We start from the raw sequence: 15,072 nt of genomic DNA, 5'->3' as shown, positions 1-15,072 counted from the left end.
GCTCCTCTCGGTCTGGGGTCGGACTGTCCGGCCCCACCGCACCCCCGCAGGTGTTTCAGATGAAACGCCTGGCGGAGGACGGAAGGGCAGGTCAGCGGCCCTTCTGGAAGTCGCGCCACATGGCGCGCAGGACCAGGGCGAGGATCGCCACGGACACGGCGCCGATCGCTACGGCGACGGCGAACAGGGAGGCGACCAGGCCGCCCGCGATGCCGAGGCCGCCGATGGTCAGCCACTTGCGGGCGTCGAACGGCGAGGCCGGGGCGGGCGCGGGGGCCGGGGCCTGCTGCTGGGCGATCTGCTGGGCGGCGAGGACGGCGGCCACGATCCGGACGACGTCCGTGTTCTCGGCGGCCTCCACGGCGGCGGCCTCGGCCTTGGCGAGCGGGTCGCTCACTGCGCCCACCCCCTGATACGGCGGCTGATGCGCGGCCACAGCAGGACGCCGGCGGCGAACGCGAGCATGACGGGCTGCGAGATGAGCGCGGCGACGACGGACAGGAGGAAGACGAACAGCGTCGGGTAGGCGACGAGGACGCCGAGGATGGCCCCGAAGATGATGCGCATCATGCGTATCCGCCCTCCATCGGCTTGGCCGGCTCTTCCGGCTCGGACTTCTTCGCGGCGGCGCGGGAGAGAGCGGCCCGGATGTGGTTCTCGGGGACGATCAGGCGCCGGGTGCGCTCCAGGTGCCCGGCGATATCGCGGGCGACTGCGTCCGGCCCCAGGGCGGTTGCGGCCTCTTCGACAGCGCCCTGCAAGTTGAGTGCGGGCAGCTCTCTGAACTGCGGCGCAACACCTGCATCAGGTCTGTCGACGGTGTACTCGGAGGGCTGCTGGCCGAGGACCAGAGCGACCGCGACAGGGTCGACGGCGAGGCCGTAGGTGCCGAGGATGTCGGCCAGCTCGACGGCGTCCGCATCAGGGCGGCCTTGGGCGGCGAAGCGGATGGCGTCGGAGGGGTCCATGGTGGCGAAGTTGGCACGCAGGACCTCGGTCGCGGACGCGGTCCGGCGGGCGGGCGCAACGGGTCTGGGGGTCGTTGCGGGGAGCGCGAGCATGCGGTCGAGGGCGTGGCCGGCGCCTGCGGTCAGCTTGGCGCGGGACACGTCGACGAGGTCCTCGCCGAGCTGGGGGTCGCCGACACCGACGTGGCCAGCGAGCTTCCAGGCCTTCCGGGTCGCGGCCTGCTGGACTTCTTCGTCGGGGTGCCCGGCGGCGAGCGCCTGCTGGTACGCGAGCCGCTGGACGACGGAGGCGTTGCGGCGGTCGGCTTCGGCGTCGCGGCCGGTGCGGTAGATGACGACGCGGCGCGCGATCAGGCCGAGGCCTTCGGCGGCGCCGGACATGGCGAGCGGGGTGACGGCGTAGACGACACGCTCGCGGGGGCTGTCGGCGATGGCCAGGCCGGTGAGACTGGCACCGACCGGGGCCAGCCACAGGCCGATGCGCACCCAGGCCGGGGCGGCCTGGTTGAGCATGGTGAGGCCAAGCATGGTGAGCGCGAGGATCAGGGTGAGGCCCTCGCCCGCGGCGACGACGCCAGCGGCGGTGGCCTGCCGGTGGAACTCGGTGACGGCGTTGCTGTAGGTGCCTGCGGCGCCGATGCCGCCGATGACGGTCGTGGCGAGCGCGGCCGCGCCGAGGACGACGGCCTGCCCGTTGGTGAGTTCGCGGGTGGTCACCGCTTGCCACCCCGCTCGGCGTCCAGGGCGGCGGCGAGAGCGCGCAGCCGGTAGTTGAGGCCAACCGCGGCTTTCACCATCGCGGTGTGGTCGTGGATGTTGGAGGCGGCGACCTGGTCGAGGTACTGGCGGGTGAGCTTCAGCTCGCCGTCGAGGGAGGCCGGGAACGGGGGCTCTTCGTCGGCGCTGTGAAGCGGCGTGTAGGACGTCACTGGCCCTCACCCCGCTCGACCCAGGCGTAGGGGCGGGTGGTGGCGGCGGCCTTGAAGACGCGGATGGCGGCGCCGTCGGGGGCGTCGGGGAGGGCGTAGACGCGGCCCCCGTTGAGGCTGGCGAGGAGCCGGGCACCGTGGTGCTCGCAACTGCGGGCGCCTGCGTTGCCCGCGTCGAGGACCATGACGGCGACCGGGCCAGCGCACGGGGTGGGGTCGTCGCGGTGGGCGGCCGGGCACCGCCTGAGGGGCGGTGTCGGGGTCGGCTTGGCCGCGGGCTCGGCGCCGAGGGCGCGCAGGAGCAGGCGGAGGGCCTCGCGGACGGAGAGGATCTGGTTGCTGTCGAGCAGCTGCTGGCCGACGCGGATGGCAACCTCGAGGTCGCTCGGCTCCGACGGGCTGGTGAGCGACGGGTCGGCGAGGCGGGTGGCGCTCAGGGCCACGTGCTCCGCGCGCTCGCGCTGGCCCTTCGCGTAGTCCTCGCGGGCGAGCTGGTGCAGCGTAGCGACGCGCGCGGCGGCCCCCTGGTCGGGGGCGATAAGGTTCCGCTGGGTCATGAGGAGGGTCCATCTCTCTCGTGATCAGGTGGTGGTCCCCGGCGGCCGGTAGGGTCGGCTTAGCTGGGGACTGCCCGCTTTCCGGGCCTATTCGGTTGTGGTCGGGGAGCTGCCGGTCGGGGGTAGGGTCCCGGTCCCGTGCTCGCGGATGGATCTTCGGACTGCGCTCGGGCTGACACCGAGGACCGCAGCGACCGCGCTCTTGCTCCCCAACTCGCGTACGCCGTCTTCGAGCGCTGCCGCTCTTCGTCCGGCGCTGGCTGAGATCAGGGCCAGCAGTCGTGTCTGTTCTCGGTCCTCGGCATCAACTCGTTCGCGCCAATTGGTGGTTGGCACGCAGATCAGACTACCCGAACCCTAGGGTTCTAGGCAACGGGTTCGGCGGGTTCCGCGCCCGTGTCGGGCTGGAGCGCGAGCAGCCGAAGGAAGTCGGCCGGCTGGTAGACGTACTGGCACCAGCGGCACGTCATCGCCGTCTCACCCGGGTACATCCGCAGCACTGCCCCGCACACCTCGCCGCCCTGGTTGAGGGCGACGCAGTACCCGTAGCGGCGGCCCACGGTGTCCGGGTCCCGGGGGTCGACGATGGACAGCACCTCGGCCTCCAGCTGCCGCATCTCCAGGGCGAACTGACCGGCGGTCGGCCAGTACTCGGCCATCCACTCCAGGTTCAGCACGAGCGCCTGGGCGGCGGCCTCGACCCGGGCCCCGACGCCGTCGCCCTTCGGCCGGCGCCGGAGCGGGCGGGCCCAGCCGCGGTCGAGGCGCATGGCGCTGTACCAGTCCTCCAGGACGCCGAGGATGCCGCCTTGGGCCCGGAGGCTGAGGACGTCCTCGACGACGGGCAGCGGAGCCTCGACGGGCCGGACGCGCCCGTACTGCGGGGCGCCGCTGCCAGGCGCGAGGAACTCGGCGAGGTCTGCCCACAGCTTCGGCATGCGTTCGAGGCGGTTGAGGGTGGCGAGGGTGCAGCCAGGGCACAGGTGGCCGTGCCCCAGCTGCTGCTCGCACAGTCCGCAGTCGTTCACGGTGTGCTGGTCTCCTCGGGGGCGGCGAGCTTGGCGCGGATGTTGGCGGCCACGGGGTGCACGATCGTCTGGTCCTTGGCGTTCCGCCGGGCGAGGGCGTCGAGCTCGTCGCACCAGGCGGTGAGGCGGGCGACGGCGGCCGCGGCGGCGACCGCCCGTTCCTTCCACTCGTCGCCGCGGCGCCAGCCCTTCGACGCGTTGGCGTACAGCTCGTCCAGGGCGTCGTCGGTGATGCTGTCGGCGGTGTGGCGCTTCGCGGTCATACGGGCCTCCGCTGGTTCTTGCAGGTGCGGGTGTGGCGGGTGCCGCAGGACGTCCACCACACTTCGCAGCAGGTGTGTCCGAGGGCGTCGGCGGCCTGGCGGATGCGGTCCTGCTCGGCCCGGTCCCGGAGCCGGGCGACGCGCTCGGCCCGCACCTTGGCGGCCCGGCGCCCGTCAGCGGCGAGGTACTCGCGGACCTCCGCGGCGACGAACAGCACGGTGACGATGCCGAGGCCGAGGGCGTACCGGAGGTCGCCGGCCTCGGCGCTGATGCTGGCGCAGTGGGCGGTGAAGGCGCCGGCGGCGAGGTAGAGCCAGCGCAGGACTCGGTCGGTGAGGGTCACAGGTAGCTCCCGGCGAGTTGGACGGTGGTCATGCGGCGGTGGTTGATGCGGCGGCCCTGGCCCCACAGATCTCTGTGGTCGCGCACGCGGGCGCGTCGGCGTGGGGAAGGGGCGCAGTGGCAGGGGCCGCCGGGCTGGGCGGTGGCGGGGATGAAGTGGCCACTGGCGCAGCGCGGGCGGGCCATCACGAGTTCCTCGCCTCGGTCGCGAACTCGATGACGATCTCCTCGTCCCGGACGTGAAAGCGCAGCGCGTCGTCGTGCAGCGGGCGCTCGTCGGGGATCTCGAAGTGCTCCCGGTACGCCCGCTCAGCGGCCGCCCACGCCTTGCCGATCTCGGCAGCCGCCGCGCCCCAGGGTTCGGCGGCGGGGACGACCCAGCGGCGGATCGTGCGCGTGACGGTCTCGGACGTGAAGTCAGCCATGAGGTCCTCCGTGGTGTGATGGGTGGGAGGCCGCCCCGCAACTCGACTGCGGGGCGGCCGGTCTGCTGTCAGGCCAGGACGGCGAGAACGCGCTCGCCAAGCCAGCGCGCGGCGTTCACCGACACGGCATTGCCGATGCCGAGGATCTGCGCCTCTTGGCTGGCGTCCGGGAGGATGTAATCCGCGGGAAAGCGCTGCGCCGAGGCCAGCTCGCGCGGTGACAGCATCCGCAGCGTGCAGTCGTCGACTTCCGGTGCCGGGCGGACCAGGCTGTGGTGCGGCTTGCAGGCCACCGTCGTCAGCGGCTCGTCCGTCGTGCGGACGGCACCCTTGCGACCGTTGGGGACGATCAGTGCGTGGTGCTTGCCCTGCGCCGAGACCGCGGGTACCGGTCCGCTGACGCTGACCGCGGTGGTGTTGCGGCGCAGCATGGTGACGTGCGGTTCGTGCCCGAACCGGGCAAGGCCAGCGGCGACCCGCTCGCGCGTCGACACGGCGTACGGGGTGAACTTCTTCCGGTCCGGGCGGCCGTCGCCGATCCGGCGGCCAGGGGCCGACCAGTCGATGACGTCGCCGATCGGCCGGGTCGTCGGGTCCAGGATCAGACCGCAGGCCCGGGTCGGGCAGCGGTAGTCGTACTGCACGCCCCAGCTGCCCATCTTGCGGCGGCGGGGGTTACGCCAGACCTGCATGGCCCGGACCGGCCCGCACGTCGGGCAGTCGGCGGCGGGGCGTACCTCAAGGTTGGGGAGCGGGATGCCCTCGCGGGTGAACACGACGTACCCGCGGTTGCGGTGCTGCGGCGCCAGGTCGTTGTCACCGTCCCCGAGGTGCGCGCTGCTGGCACAGACGATCTGGTGGTTGTAGCCGAGGATGCGGAAGCCGCCGAGCCACCAGTCGAACAGCTCCCAGTCGAGGAAGAACTCCGGGACGTTCTCGCACAGGACGACGTCGTACCGGTGCACCTCGGTGGCCGCGATGATGTCCAGCGCGGTCGCGCGGGTGCGTTGGAACTCAGGCTGCGGGTCGCCCTCGATCGGCTGGCCGTCCTGATCGAGTAGCGCGATCTGCCCGCGGGTCCGCTTCCGGCCGCCGGCGGGGCTGATCTCGGTGCAGATCGGGGAGCCCCACAGGATGCGGGTGCGGGGCAGGCTGCGCTTGTCGAAGGCGTTGATGTCCTCGCACAGGTGCTCAGCATCCGGGTGGTTCGCACGGTGGGCGGCGACCTGGATGGGGTCGTGGTTCATGCCGAGGCGCAGCCAGAACCCGGCTTCGATTAGCCCCTGGCTGGCGCCGCCGAGACCGCAGAACAAGTCGGTGACGCTGAACCCGCAGTCGTAGCGGAAAGCTGGCATCTGGTCCTCCGTGGTGTGATGGGTGGAGGTCCGGGCCTGATTCCGACAGGCCCGGGCCGTCAGGCAGCAGGAGTCAGCAGGACGTCGAGGACCGACGTCACGTGCTCGGTGTCGATCAGGTCGGCGACCTCGCCGGCCGAAGCCTGCCGGGGCACGGCGATGCCCCGGCGGCGGCACAGCCCCATCTGCTTCGGGCTGGGCTTGCCCGCCCGCCAGCGGGCCCGGCGGTCGACAAACGCACCCGGCGCCAGCACACGGGCCTGCTGCTCCAGCCAGGCCAGGGCCTCACCCAGCGGGCGGGCCGTGTCCTCGCGCGGCGGCCGCACTCCGTCCTCCGCCGTCCAGCGGCGCATCCGGTACAGCCGGGTCCCGGGGTCGCGCTGGAGGAAGAGCGTCATCGTGTTGGACACCCGGATGAACCAGGTGCCGGCCGGGGTCCGCAGCCAGCAGATGGACGATCCGCCGAACAGGTTGATCTCCTCGGCCTGGATCTGCGCGGCCAGGACCCGGCGCTTCTCGGCGGCCACGTGCTCCTCGGCGGTCTCCCGCAGGCTCTTGCCGCTCTCCTGCTCGCCGATATCCCGCTCGGTGAGGTCGACCATGCTGGCGAGCTTGTGGCGGGTCGCAGACCCCATGACGTCGAGCAGCAGCGCGTCCGTCTTCCCGGGAGCCGGGCGCAGGCCGCGGCCGACCATCTGCACATACAGGCCGGGCGACTTGGTCGGACGGGCGACCACGATGCAGCTGGTGTGCGGCGCGTCGAACCCCTCGGTGAGGACCATGCAGTTGGTCAGCACCTGGACCTCACCGGCCACGTACTGGGCCAGCGTGGCGCGGCGCTCGTCGCGGCCCATGTCACCCCAGACCGGGGCCGCGCTGATCCCGACCGCGCGCAGCGAGGCGGCGGCGGCCTGGGCGGTCGCGACGGTCGGCGTGAAGACGACGCCCGGCCGGTCGGCCGCGTGCTCCAGGTAGGCCTTGGCAATGGCGTCCAGCGCCCCGGAGTCCTCCAGCGCCTGGCCCAGCTGGCCCTCGACGAGGTCGCCGCCCCTGGTCTTCACCTTGTTGAGGTCGAGGGTGTCGACGGTGATGGCCTTGCCGCGGACGTCGCACAGGTAGCCGTCGCTGATCATGTCGAGGATGTCGAGGCGGAAGACGACGTCCTCCCAGACCTCGGCCAGGCCGCCGTCGGTGCGGGTCATGGTCGCGGTGAAGCCTGCCGTGGGCACGCCGTCCCAGGCGCCGAAGTGCTGGAGCACCTCCATGTAGGTGCGGGCGGCCGCGTGGTGGCACTCGTCCACGATGATCAGGCCGATGTCGCGGATGGCCTCGCGGCGCTTCTTCACGGCCAGGGTCTGGACGCTGGCCACGATCACGTCGGCGTCGTGGTGGTCGTCGCGGGCCGCCTTGACGATGCCGACGCGCAGCATCGGGTCGACGGCGAGGAGCTTGGCGGCGGCCTGCTCGATGAGTTCCTCGCGGTGGGCGATGACGAGCGCGCGGCGGCCGTTGAGGCTGTCGAGCATCTGGTGGGCCAGGTGGGAGAACACCACGGTCTTGCCGGCGCCGGTGGGGAGGACGACGGCGAGGCGGTTCCGGCCCGTGGTCCAGCCCTGGCGGAGCGCCTCGATGGCGTCGACCTGATAGGGGCGGGGGGTGAAAGACATGGGTCACCTCGATTCGATGGAGTGGGGGAAGGGGCGGTACGCGCTGCGTACCGGCTGCGTACCGGCTGCGTACCGGGGCGAAAGTGCCTGTGAGCTGCTCTTATGTCTCTCTCTAGAGGGAGTGGTACGCAGGTACGCAGAAACAGACAGGGGTCCACGTGTGCGCACCCGCACGCACGCACGCGCACACGCGCCCATGCCCGAGGGGTGCCATTTCCGGGCGACTGCGTACCGCCCCTGAATGGGGCCCGTGTACGCCTCTGACCTGCGGAAAGCGGGGCGGCCGGGTGGTACGCACATCGTGCGTACCACCCGCATCACGGCCTTCATGCCGCTGCCTCGTCATCGCCGAAGCCGATGCCCTCGGGGGTGAAAACGAGGCACTTCGCCCGGGCGCCGTCGAACCGCTTGGGCACCAGGTGCGGCGGTCGCTGGCTCTTGAGGGTCTCGAGGTATCCGGCGTCGACCCAGCTGCCCACGACGGCGTCGAGGGAGTAGCCAGCCTCGGCGAGGATCTTGCGGACCCGTTCCGGCAGCAGGGCGACCTTCCGCGTGCTGCCGTCACCCGACAGGGCGCCGATCCAACCGGAGTACGGCGGCCGCTCGTTGATGGCGGCCCGGGCGGCGCTGTACAGCTCGTGTGCGTGGCCGGCCACGTACTCCCGGAGGACGTCCAGCGCCATCTCAGGCCGGTTGTCGGTCGGGTTGTGAGCGGTGAACAGGCCCCGCCACACATCGTGCGGCAGCGGCTCGTACGGCAGCAGCCCGGTACGGCAGGCCAGGGTCTCGGCGAGGACCAGGACCGCGACCATCGGCGCGCGCCGGTTCGTCATGTCTCCGCCGCCGCGGAACTCGTCCACCAGCGTGCGGTGATGCTCCTTCAGCTTCTCCCGGCCGTTCGGCTGGGCGAGGCCGCTGAGGATGTAGCGGATGAACTCGGGACCGGCGTGACCGTGGTTGGCGAGCACGCCCTCCCGGGCCGCCGCCGCCGTAGGGCCGCCGCCGTCGCCGAATGGGGCGATCGTCGTACCGAGGATGCGGGCCGCAGCGCCCTGGCTGGTCGTGAAGGAGAGAGCGGGACGTTCGCCGGAGGACAGGAGGATGGTCTCCCAGGGCAGCATGTTGCCGAACGCCCCGCCGGACCGGGCCTTCCCGTGGTTCATCGGGAGCTGGTAAAGCACCTCGTCGATGAGGGTGTCGTCCGTGACGGCCATCGTCTCGTCGAAGATCGTGACGATGCCGCGCACCAGGTTCAGCCGCTTCTCGATCGCGTAGAGCGTGGTCCTCCAGTTGCTCATCGCGGAGGCGTGCTCTGACGGGTCGGCCCACACGCTGAGCGCGCACTGGAGCGCGGTCGTCTTGCCCTTCGTGGAGCGGCTGGAGATATCCAACGTGAAGCTGTTCAGGCCGAGCGGCTTGAGCAGGGGCGCGGCCAGCGCGGCCGCGATGGCGACGCGCGGCACCGGGTAGGCGGCGAGCTGGGCGACGGTGTCCCGCCAGCCGTCGAGCGTGCCTTTCCTGGCGTGCGCGCGGGCCGGGCCACGCTGCTCCTCGAACGGGACGTCGACCTTGATGCCGTCCTCGGGCGAGGAGACGAACGTGCCGTCGTCCTGCCAACCGAGCCAGCGGGCCAGCTGCTCGGAGGGGATGCGGCCGACGTTGCGTGCCTCGAACTCGGCCAGCCACTTCTCGACGGCGCGTGCGTCGCCCTCGACCGCGGGCAGGCCTGCGCTGCCGAGAGTCTCGATCAGCTTGCGCCCGCGCTTCGCCGTCTCGCGGGAGACGATCCGGGAGATCCGGCGCGGCCTGCCCAGGCTGCGGTCGATCCACGACAGCTCGACGTACTGGTCTCCCTCGGGGTCCTCGAAGGTGGCGGTGACGACCAGCGGGGCGAACGTCACCCTGATCCAGTTCTCGCCGCTGGTGCTGAGCACCTCGACACCCCGGCCAGTGACCCGGTAGTCGTAGGGCGTGCGCACGGTGGCCGGGAGGTCGAACGCCTCGGCGTAGTCGAACCCTTCGGGGTCGCGCTCGTCCTCGGCGGCTGCGGGGGGAGCGTCCTGTTGCTCGTCCACGGAGGGCTCGGGCGCCGGGGGAGCAGCGGCAGGGCGGGGCCCGACCGCAGCGAGGTGCCGGCTTCCGTAGCCCTGGCGGGCCAGCTCCTTCGCAGCGGCCTTGTGGTCGCCGTTGTGCTGGAGTACGGCGTACGCGCCGAACTTGCTGTACGGCACCTCGGGGGCGAAGTCCGATCCGGTCGCGAAGACAAAGAGCCTGTCGTGCTCGTCCTTGCCCGTGGTGGCCTTCACCCCGCCGACGCCGTCGGCCCAGCCCCAGTAGGTCTCGCTGCCGCGGGTGGTGAGGGGGCGGAAGATTCCCTGGAGGATGTCCGCCCAGGTGGCGCGGGCCTCGAAGTCGTCGCCCGGCCGCAGGCTTCCGTCCGGCCGGGGCGGTGCGGGGCGAGGTGCAGTGGACTTCGGAGCCTCTGGCCGGGGCAGCTGGTCCAGCATGCGGCAGACATCGCGAATCGCGGCCATGGTGTCCGCGTCCAGGACGGGGATGGTGGCCGGGCCGCCCTCCAGCCGGACATACGGCCGGCCAGAGGCGTGCACCGTGCCGCCGGACGGCTCCACCAGGCCGTACCCGCCCTCGCCCCGGGTCTCGATCAGGACGCGGACGATGCGCGCGCCCGGCTTCTCCCGGAGACGCTGCCGCTCCTCGGCGGTGTACTCGTCCTCGCGAGCGAGGCGACTGGCCAACTTGGTGTTGCCCGGCACGTCGGCGCCTTCGACGCGGACGCGGTAGTGCCTGCCACCGGACGGTGACTCGGTGGCCCAGCCGCTGAGTACGGCCGCCCACGGCTCGCCGAGGCCGGACGCCTCCATGATCTCGGTTGCGGCGTTCAGCATGCCCTCGCGGACGGCCAAGCCCTCGAACTCCAGCATCTCCACCGCCCCGGACACGGAGCCGTAGACGATTGCGATGCCGTGGGGTCGGTCGCCGCCGAACCACTGGTCGTGTTCGGCGGGGGTCGAGCGGTCGAGCTTGTACGGGGTCCAGCTGCGGACGTCCGGCGCCTTGCTGCCGTCGGCCTTGATGGGCAGGACGCACAGGCCAGCGTCGTGCAGCTCGCGGGCAGCCGCCCGGAGGTCTGGGGTCTGTGAGTCGGTCAACGGTTCTCCCCGTGGTACTGGCGCAGGTGCCGGGCCTTGATCCCGCCGATGAACGCCCTGATGGCGGACGGCTGGATCGGGACCTCGCGGGGCTTGGGGCACCCAAGGCGGTAGCACTCGTAGTGAGCGCGGGTGTTCTTCGCGTCGATGACCAGCAGGCCCTCGATCTGCGGACGGGCAGGCGCCCGGCCCGGGGTGTCCCGGGCCCGCGCGCTGGTCGCCGTCACTGACCCGCCTGGGCGGTGCGCGCGTCCCAGTCGGCCAGGCTCTCGACGTGCCCGGCCGCGACGGACGCCTGGAAGTCGATGGCCCGCTTCAGGTCCTCGTCGCGCTGCGCGACTTCCTCGCGCAGGTGAAGGAGCGTGGCGGCCGGAGCCTGTCCGGCAGGGATGATGGCCATCCCGTCGCCGCCGACGGTCCAGATGACGACAGCCCGGTCCAGCTGCTCCTCGTTGGTGGCCCGCGACTCGTGCAGCGTGACGCGGTGCCGCTCGGCGAACACCCGCAGCTCCTCGCGGATGAGGAAGTCCTTCACCCAGTCGAGGGCCTTCGGTGTGCCGGTGGTCCTGATCAGGTCGCCGATGGTGGTGAGACAGTCAGCGACGTCGTCGCTGGCGCCCAGCTTGGCGGCCTCGATCTCGGCGAGCACGCGGGCTACCTCGGGCGTGGTGGACGGCTCGGCGGCCGTGGGAAGCTCAGGCATGAGCGGACCCCGTTCTCTACTTGCTGGCGCGGGTGGGTGCGGACTGCTCGGACGGCGCCTTCGGCTGGACCCCGGGGGCGCCGTCGTCATGGGTGGCTGCTGCCGACTGGACCTCGGCAGCAGCGGTCTCGGAGAGGCCGAGGACGGTCATCACGTCGGCCTTGCGGAATCGGTAGACGCGGCCGAACCGGAGCACCTCGATGGGGAAGTCCCCGTCATCGATCAGCTGGTAGCCGAGCGTTTCGCCAAGCGCGAGCGCGGCGAACGCCTGCTTGGCGCTGAGCATCGCGGGCAGGGCGCGGACCTCGTCCGGGGTGAGTGCGGTGGCGGTGCTCATACGGCGGCCTGGGCGGGGATGAAGACGCGGCCGTCGCGCACCATCTCGACGAAGAGGACCAGCAGCTTGACGCCGAGGGCGTCGGCGATGGCCTGGGCCTTGTCCTCCGGGACGATGCGCTGCGCGCCCGACATCAGGCCGCCGATGGTCCCGTGGGCGACGCCGGCCTTGGCGGCGAGTTCGCGGCTGGAGATCTGCTCTCCGTCGCCGGTGCGCTCCATGAGCGTCTTCAGTCGGTCGCTGCTGTGGACCGCGTACATGGTGGGCGGGCTGGTCTCGTTACTCACGTTCACCTCGTAGTACAGATCATTCAACGAGTTGAATGGGGAGGCTGTGAGCATTCCATGGGTTGAACGGTTTGTCCAGCTCGTTGAATGACCGGGGGCGCGCGTCGGTAATCGGCCAATGACTCTTCGCTACCTAGCGGGTCGACCCGGTGTGTTGAACAATTCATTCAGCGTGCAGAATGAACGGCGCGTCTGACCTGCCCGTACGTCGGGAAGACGTCAACGAACCCTGAACGGTCCCTCAGTCACAGAGAGCGCAGGAGTGGCAGGATGAGCCCCATGGCGGCTACGGATGAACCCCCACGTGACACGACTCCTAGCCCTGAACGGCGCACGCACATGAGCGACCTGCTCCGGGAGCGCCGGGCGGAGCTGGGTGAGTCCCTCGACACCATCGCGCCCAAGGCTCTTGATCCGGTCAGTGGCGTCCGGGTGACCCGGGGGAGGATCAACCGGCTGGAACGGGCCGAAAAGGTCACCCCTCCGGTGTACGAAGAGCTGGCGGCGCTAGCTGCTGCCTACCGGCTGCCAGTCGAACGGCTCCAGGATGCGGCCGGCGCGCAGTTCCATGGCGTGGACCCGCTTCGGTCAGGAACGGGGGAAGCGGTCGCTTATGTTCGAAAGCTCGACTCACTGCCGCCTGACCAGCGCGAGCGCCTGCTTAGCCTGATTGACTCACTGGTTCCACCGCGTTTGGGTGATGCTGACTAACTCATGCGTTCCCCTTTGCATCACTCACGGTGACATCTACGAGCGGACAGTGGATATCTGTGGCCCGTGGTGCGATCATGTCCAGACGCTCTGAGGCCAAAAGAGCGCTGGTCTAAGCCACGTATCGAACGCGCTTGCGGGAGATGGGGGAGGCTGCATGGTGTCACCACAGGCTTCGCGAGCCTGGTACTTCTTCGACGACAGGGTGCCGTCGGGGGAGGTGATCGTACCGATCAAAAACAGCCAGGGCCTCGCGTTCGCGGTCCGGCCGACGGCAACCGCCGAGGAACTCGTCGATGCTCTGAACGCGACCGCAGAGTTTGTTCTCGGAGTCGGCCTGGCTCATCTGGGCCAGACTGAGCAGCAGAAGCCGCCCGACCTGGCTCGAGAGGAGTAGCCAGATGCCGTCAGCCCGCCGCGCAGGCAGCATCCGCCGCCGCTGCGAGTGCCGCGGTCCCGACGGCAAGCTGTTGGGGCAGACGTGCCCCAAGTTGAAGCGCAAGAACCATGGCGCCCCTGCGATCCGGCAAGAGCTCCCGCCGGATGCCGAGGGGACGCGCCGGACGTTCAGGCGCACCGGGTACGGCAGCGTCACGGAGGCCCAGGGCGATCTCTCCCGCCTACAGGCCATCCTCGACCTCCCCGGTGATGACCCCGACGAACAGCGACGCGTGGGCGATCTACTCGCCGACATCGCCCGGCGCCGCGCAGACATCCCAGAGACTTCCGAGGTGCAGCGTCGACTCGGGGTCGGCGTTCCCCTCGACGGCACGATGACCGTCGCCCAGTGGCTCGACCACGTCATGGCCAACAAGGCAACCCGCGCCACCACGAACCACGGCTACGAGTCTCACATCCGCGTACACCTGAAGCCTGCACTCGGCCACCTGCGCTTGGACCGACTCGGAGTCGGCCACGTCCAGGACATGTTCAACGCGATCAACGACCGCAACGACGTCGTCCGCGCCGAGAACCAGGCACGCCGTGAGCAGGTCGCCCGCTGCAAGAGAGGCAAGCCGGGCGCACCGAAGGCAGCCGAGCGGGCGCAGCTGGCGGCCGAGCGCGAGAAGCTCGCCGCGATGCCGCCCTTCCGGAAGGTGACGGGGCCTGCCACCAAGCAGGCGATCCGCCGGACACTGCGCATGGCGCTGAACAAGGCCATCGGCGCGCAGCTCATCACCTTCAACGCGGCACAGCACGTCGAGCTGGCGGCCGGTGCCCGCCCGAAGGGCCTGCTGTGGACCGACGAGCGTATTGCGCGCTGGCGGGAGACGGGCCAGAAGCCCGGCCCGGTCATGGTCTGGACACCCGCGCTCCTCGGCCAGTTCCTCGACGCTGCCGAGGGCGACCCGCTGTACCCCCTCTTCCACCTGATCGCCCACCACGGCCTGCGCCGCGGTGAGGGCGTCGGCCAGGGATGGGACGACTTCTCCCCGGCGCGCAAGGAGATCCGCGTCTCCGCCGAGATCGTGGTCGACGGCTGGACGCCCATTGAAACCGAGCCGAAGACCGACGGATCCGTGGGCGTCGTGAAGATCGACCAGGAGACGGTGCGCGTGCTGCTCGAACACCGCGAACGACAGCAGCAGGAGCGCAAAGCGTGGAACGCACGGGCCGCCGAGCGGCGGGCCGCGGGCGAGAACGTAGCCGACTGGCTCGACACGGGGAAGATGTTCACAGCTGAGGACGGCGCGTGGCTCCACCCGGACGTCGTCTCGAAGACGTTCCGCCGGATCGCGGATGCGGCCGGCCTGCCGCCCATCAACCTGCGCGACCTCCGGCACGGAGCTGCGGCGCTGGTGAAGGCGGGCGGCGGTGAGCTGCACGACGCGAAGGTGAAGCTGCGGCACAGCACCATCACGCTGACGTCGGACACATACATGGAGCTGTTCGAGGAGTACGAGGACGAGTTGACCGAGAAGGCGGCCGCCGTGGTGCCCCGCGCTCGCCGTGGGCAGCAGCAGGCCCCTGCTTCGGTCGCTGTCCCGCAGCAGGGGCCGGGCGCGTCGCAGCCAGTTGCAGACGCTGAAATGGACTCCTCCACGGTACGGGCCAGCGCTGACAACGGGGAGTCCCCGGCGTAGACTTGAGGGACAGATGAAGGGCCTCTGACCTGCGGGTCGGGGGCCCTTCTTGCTGGCCCCGTGCTGGCCCGAAAGCCACGTTGCAACGCGGTACGAGGCGGTACGAGGCACGGTGAGAGGTTGCTGAGGATCATCGGCAGCGGGTGTCTGATCAGGGCGTTATGGCGATTGGCGGCACGGCCCGATACAGCGCGGTACGACGCGCGTTGGGCACTCATCAGACTTTTAATCCATTGGTTGTGGGT

Annotated in this window: 20 protein-coding genes; 3 read left to right on the top strand and 17 right to left on the bottom strand. The window is 70.8% G+C overall.

The window, feature by feature from the left end; genetic code table 11:
* Window positions 1–91: 91 nt before the first annotated feature.
* The 17 genes from ACYQ8Q_RS22225 to ACYQ8Q_RS22145 form a co-directional block, all read right to left on the bottom strand.
* Window positions 92–397, bottom strand: a complete 306-nt coding sequence (locus ACYQ8Q_RS22225) for a hypothetical protein (RefSeq protein WP_460067356.1) — start codon at window positions 395–397, stop codon at window positions 92–94.
* Window positions 394–570, bottom strand: a complete 177-nt coding sequence (locus tag ACYQ8Q_RS22220; protein WP_460067354.1) for a hypothetical protein — start codon at window positions 568–570, stop codon at window positions 394–396. The genes ACYQ8Q_RS22225 and ACYQ8Q_RS22220 overlap by 4 nt, the downstream gene beginning before the upstream one ends.
* Entirely contained in the window at window positions 567–1,685 is a 1,119-nt protein-coding gene (locus tag ACYQ8Q_RS22215) for a hypothetical protein (protein WP_460067352.1), read from the bottom strand. Before ACYQ8Q_RS22215 ends, ACYQ8Q_RS22220 begins: the two co-directional genes overlap by 4 nt.
* Window positions 1,682–1,897, bottom strand: a complete 216-nt coding sequence (locus ACYQ8Q_RS22210; protein WP_460067351.1) for a hypothetical protein — start codon at window positions 1,895–1,897, stop codon at window positions 1,682–1,684. The genes ACYQ8Q_RS22215 and ACYQ8Q_RS22210 overlap by 4 nt, the downstream gene beginning before the upstream one ends.
* Window positions 1,894–2,454, bottom strand: a complete 561-nt coding sequence (locus ACYQ8Q_RS22205) for a hypothetical protein (protein WP_460067349.1) — start codon at window positions 2,452–2,454, stop codon at window positions 1,894–1,896. The genes ACYQ8Q_RS22210 and ACYQ8Q_RS22205 overlap by 4 nt, the downstream gene beginning before the upstream one ends.
* A 365-nt stretch (window positions 2,455–2,819) precedes the next feature.
* Window positions 2,820–3,482 (bottom strand): hypothetical protein, encoded by a 663-nt coding sequence (locus tag ACYQ8Q_RS22200; RefSeq protein ID WP_460067347.1) that lies wholly within the window; start codon window positions 3,480–3,482, stop codon window positions 2,820–2,822.
* On the bottom strand, window positions 3,479–3,745 hold the full coding sequence (locus tag ACYQ8Q_RS22195; RefSeq protein WP_460067345.1) for a hypothetical protein: 267 nt from the start codon (window positions 3,743–3,745) through the stop codon (window positions 3,479–3,481). The genes ACYQ8Q_RS22200 and ACYQ8Q_RS22195 overlap by 4 nt, the downstream gene beginning before the upstream one ends.
* Complete coding sequence (locus tag ACYQ8Q_RS22190; RefSeq protein ID WP_460067344.1) at window positions 3,742–4,089, bottom strand: hypothetical protein; 348 nt, start codon at window positions 4,087–4,089, stop codon at window positions 3,742–3,744. The genes ACYQ8Q_RS22195 and ACYQ8Q_RS22190 overlap by 4 nt, the downstream gene beginning before the upstream one ends.
* Window positions 4,086–4,274, bottom strand: a complete 189-nt coding sequence (locus ACYQ8Q_RS22185) for a hypothetical protein (protein ID WP_460067342.1) — start codon at window positions 4,272–4,274, stop codon at window positions 4,086–4,088. Before ACYQ8Q_RS22185 ends, ACYQ8Q_RS22190 begins: the two co-directional genes overlap by 4 nt.
* The gene (locus tag ACYQ8Q_RS22180) at window positions 4,274–4,513 is read right to left on the bottom strand and encodes a hypothetical protein (protein WP_460067340.1); all 240 of its coding nucleotides are present in this window, start codon (window positions 4,511–4,513) and stop codon (window positions 4,274–4,276) included. Before ACYQ8Q_RS22180 ends, ACYQ8Q_RS22185 begins: the two co-directional genes overlap by 1 nt.
* Window positions 4,514–4,581: 68 nt before the next feature.
* Window positions 4,582–5,868, bottom strand: a complete 1,287-nt coding sequence (locus ACYQ8Q_RS22175) for a DNA cytosine methyltransferase (protein ID WP_460067339.1) — start codon at window positions 5,866–5,868, stop codon at window positions 4,582–4,584.
* 59 nt (window positions 5,869–5,927) lie between these two features.
* Entirely contained in the window at window positions 5,928–7,535 is a 1,608-nt protein-coding gene (locus ACYQ8Q_RS22170) for a DEAD/DEAH box helicase (RefSeq protein WP_460067337.1), read from the bottom strand.
* A 326-nt stretch (window positions 7,536–7,861) separates the two neighbouring features.
* The gene (locus ACYQ8Q_RS22165) at window positions 7,862–10,705 is read right to left on the bottom strand and encodes a DUF927 domain-containing protein (RefSeq protein ID WP_460067335.1); all 2,844 of its coding nucleotides are present in this window, start codon (window positions 10,703–10,705) and stop codon (window positions 7,862–7,864) included.
* A complete protein-coding gene (locus tag ACYQ8Q_RS22160) occupies window positions 10,702–10,932 on the bottom strand; it encodes a hypothetical protein (protein ID WP_460067333.1) in 231 nt (76 codons plus the stop codon). The genes ACYQ8Q_RS22165 and ACYQ8Q_RS22160 overlap by 4 nt, the downstream gene beginning before the upstream one ends.
* Entirely contained in the window at window positions 10,929–11,408 is a 480-nt protein-coding gene (locus ACYQ8Q_RS22155) for a hypothetical protein (RefSeq protein WP_460067330.1), read from the bottom strand. The genes ACYQ8Q_RS22160 and ACYQ8Q_RS22155 overlap by 4 nt, the downstream gene beginning before the upstream one ends.
* 16 nt (window positions 11,409–11,424) lie before the next feature.
* Window positions 11,425–11,745 carry a hypothetical protein gene (locus tag ACYQ8Q_RS22150; RefSeq protein ID WP_460067328.1) on the bottom strand — a complete coding sequence of 107 codons (321 nt, stop codon included), beginning with the start codon at window positions 11,743–11,745 and terminating at the stop codon, window positions 11,425–11,427.
* Window positions 11,742–12,032 (bottom strand): helix-turn-helix domain-containing protein, encoded by a 291-nt coding sequence (locus ACYQ8Q_RS22145; protein ID WP_460067325.1) that lies wholly within the window; start codon window positions 12,030–12,032, stop codon window positions 11,742–11,744. Before ACYQ8Q_RS22145 ends, ACYQ8Q_RS22150 begins: the two co-directional genes overlap by 4 nt.
* Before the next feature lie 339 nt (window positions 12,033–12,371).
* Between ACYQ8Q_RS22145 and ACYQ8Q_RS22140 the strand changes: the two genes are divergently transcribed.
* The 3 genes from ACYQ8Q_RS22140 to ACYQ8Q_RS22130 all read left to right on the top strand — a co-directional run bounded on the left by ACYQ8Q_RS22140 (window position 12,372) and on the right by ACYQ8Q_RS22130 (window position 14,827).
* Window positions 12,372–12,743: a hypothetical protein gene (locus ACYQ8Q_RS22140; RefSeq protein ID WP_460067323.1), complete on the top strand. Its 372-nt coding sequence runs from the start codon at window positions 12,372–12,374 to the stop codon at window positions 12,741–12,743.
* Window positions 12,744–12,900: 157 nt separating this feature from the next.
* Window positions 12,901–13,140 (top strand): hypothetical protein, encoded by a 240-nt coding sequence (locus tag ACYQ8Q_RS22135; RefSeq protein WP_460067321.1) that lies wholly within the window; start codon window positions 12,901–12,903, stop codon window positions 13,138–13,140.
* 4 nt (window positions 13,141–13,144) lie between these two features.
* Window positions 13,145–14,827 (top strand): tyrosine-type recombinase/integrase, encoded by a 1,683-nt coding sequence (locus ACYQ8Q_RS22130; protein ID WP_460067319.1) that lies wholly within the window; start codon window positions 13,145–13,147, stop codon window positions 14,825–14,827.
* Window positions 14,828–15,072 lie beyond the last annotated feature (245 nt).

Source organism: Streptomyces sp. YKOK-I1 (genome assembly GCF_054660435.1).
This window is presented reverse-complemented; position numbering and strand designations above follow the sequence as displayed.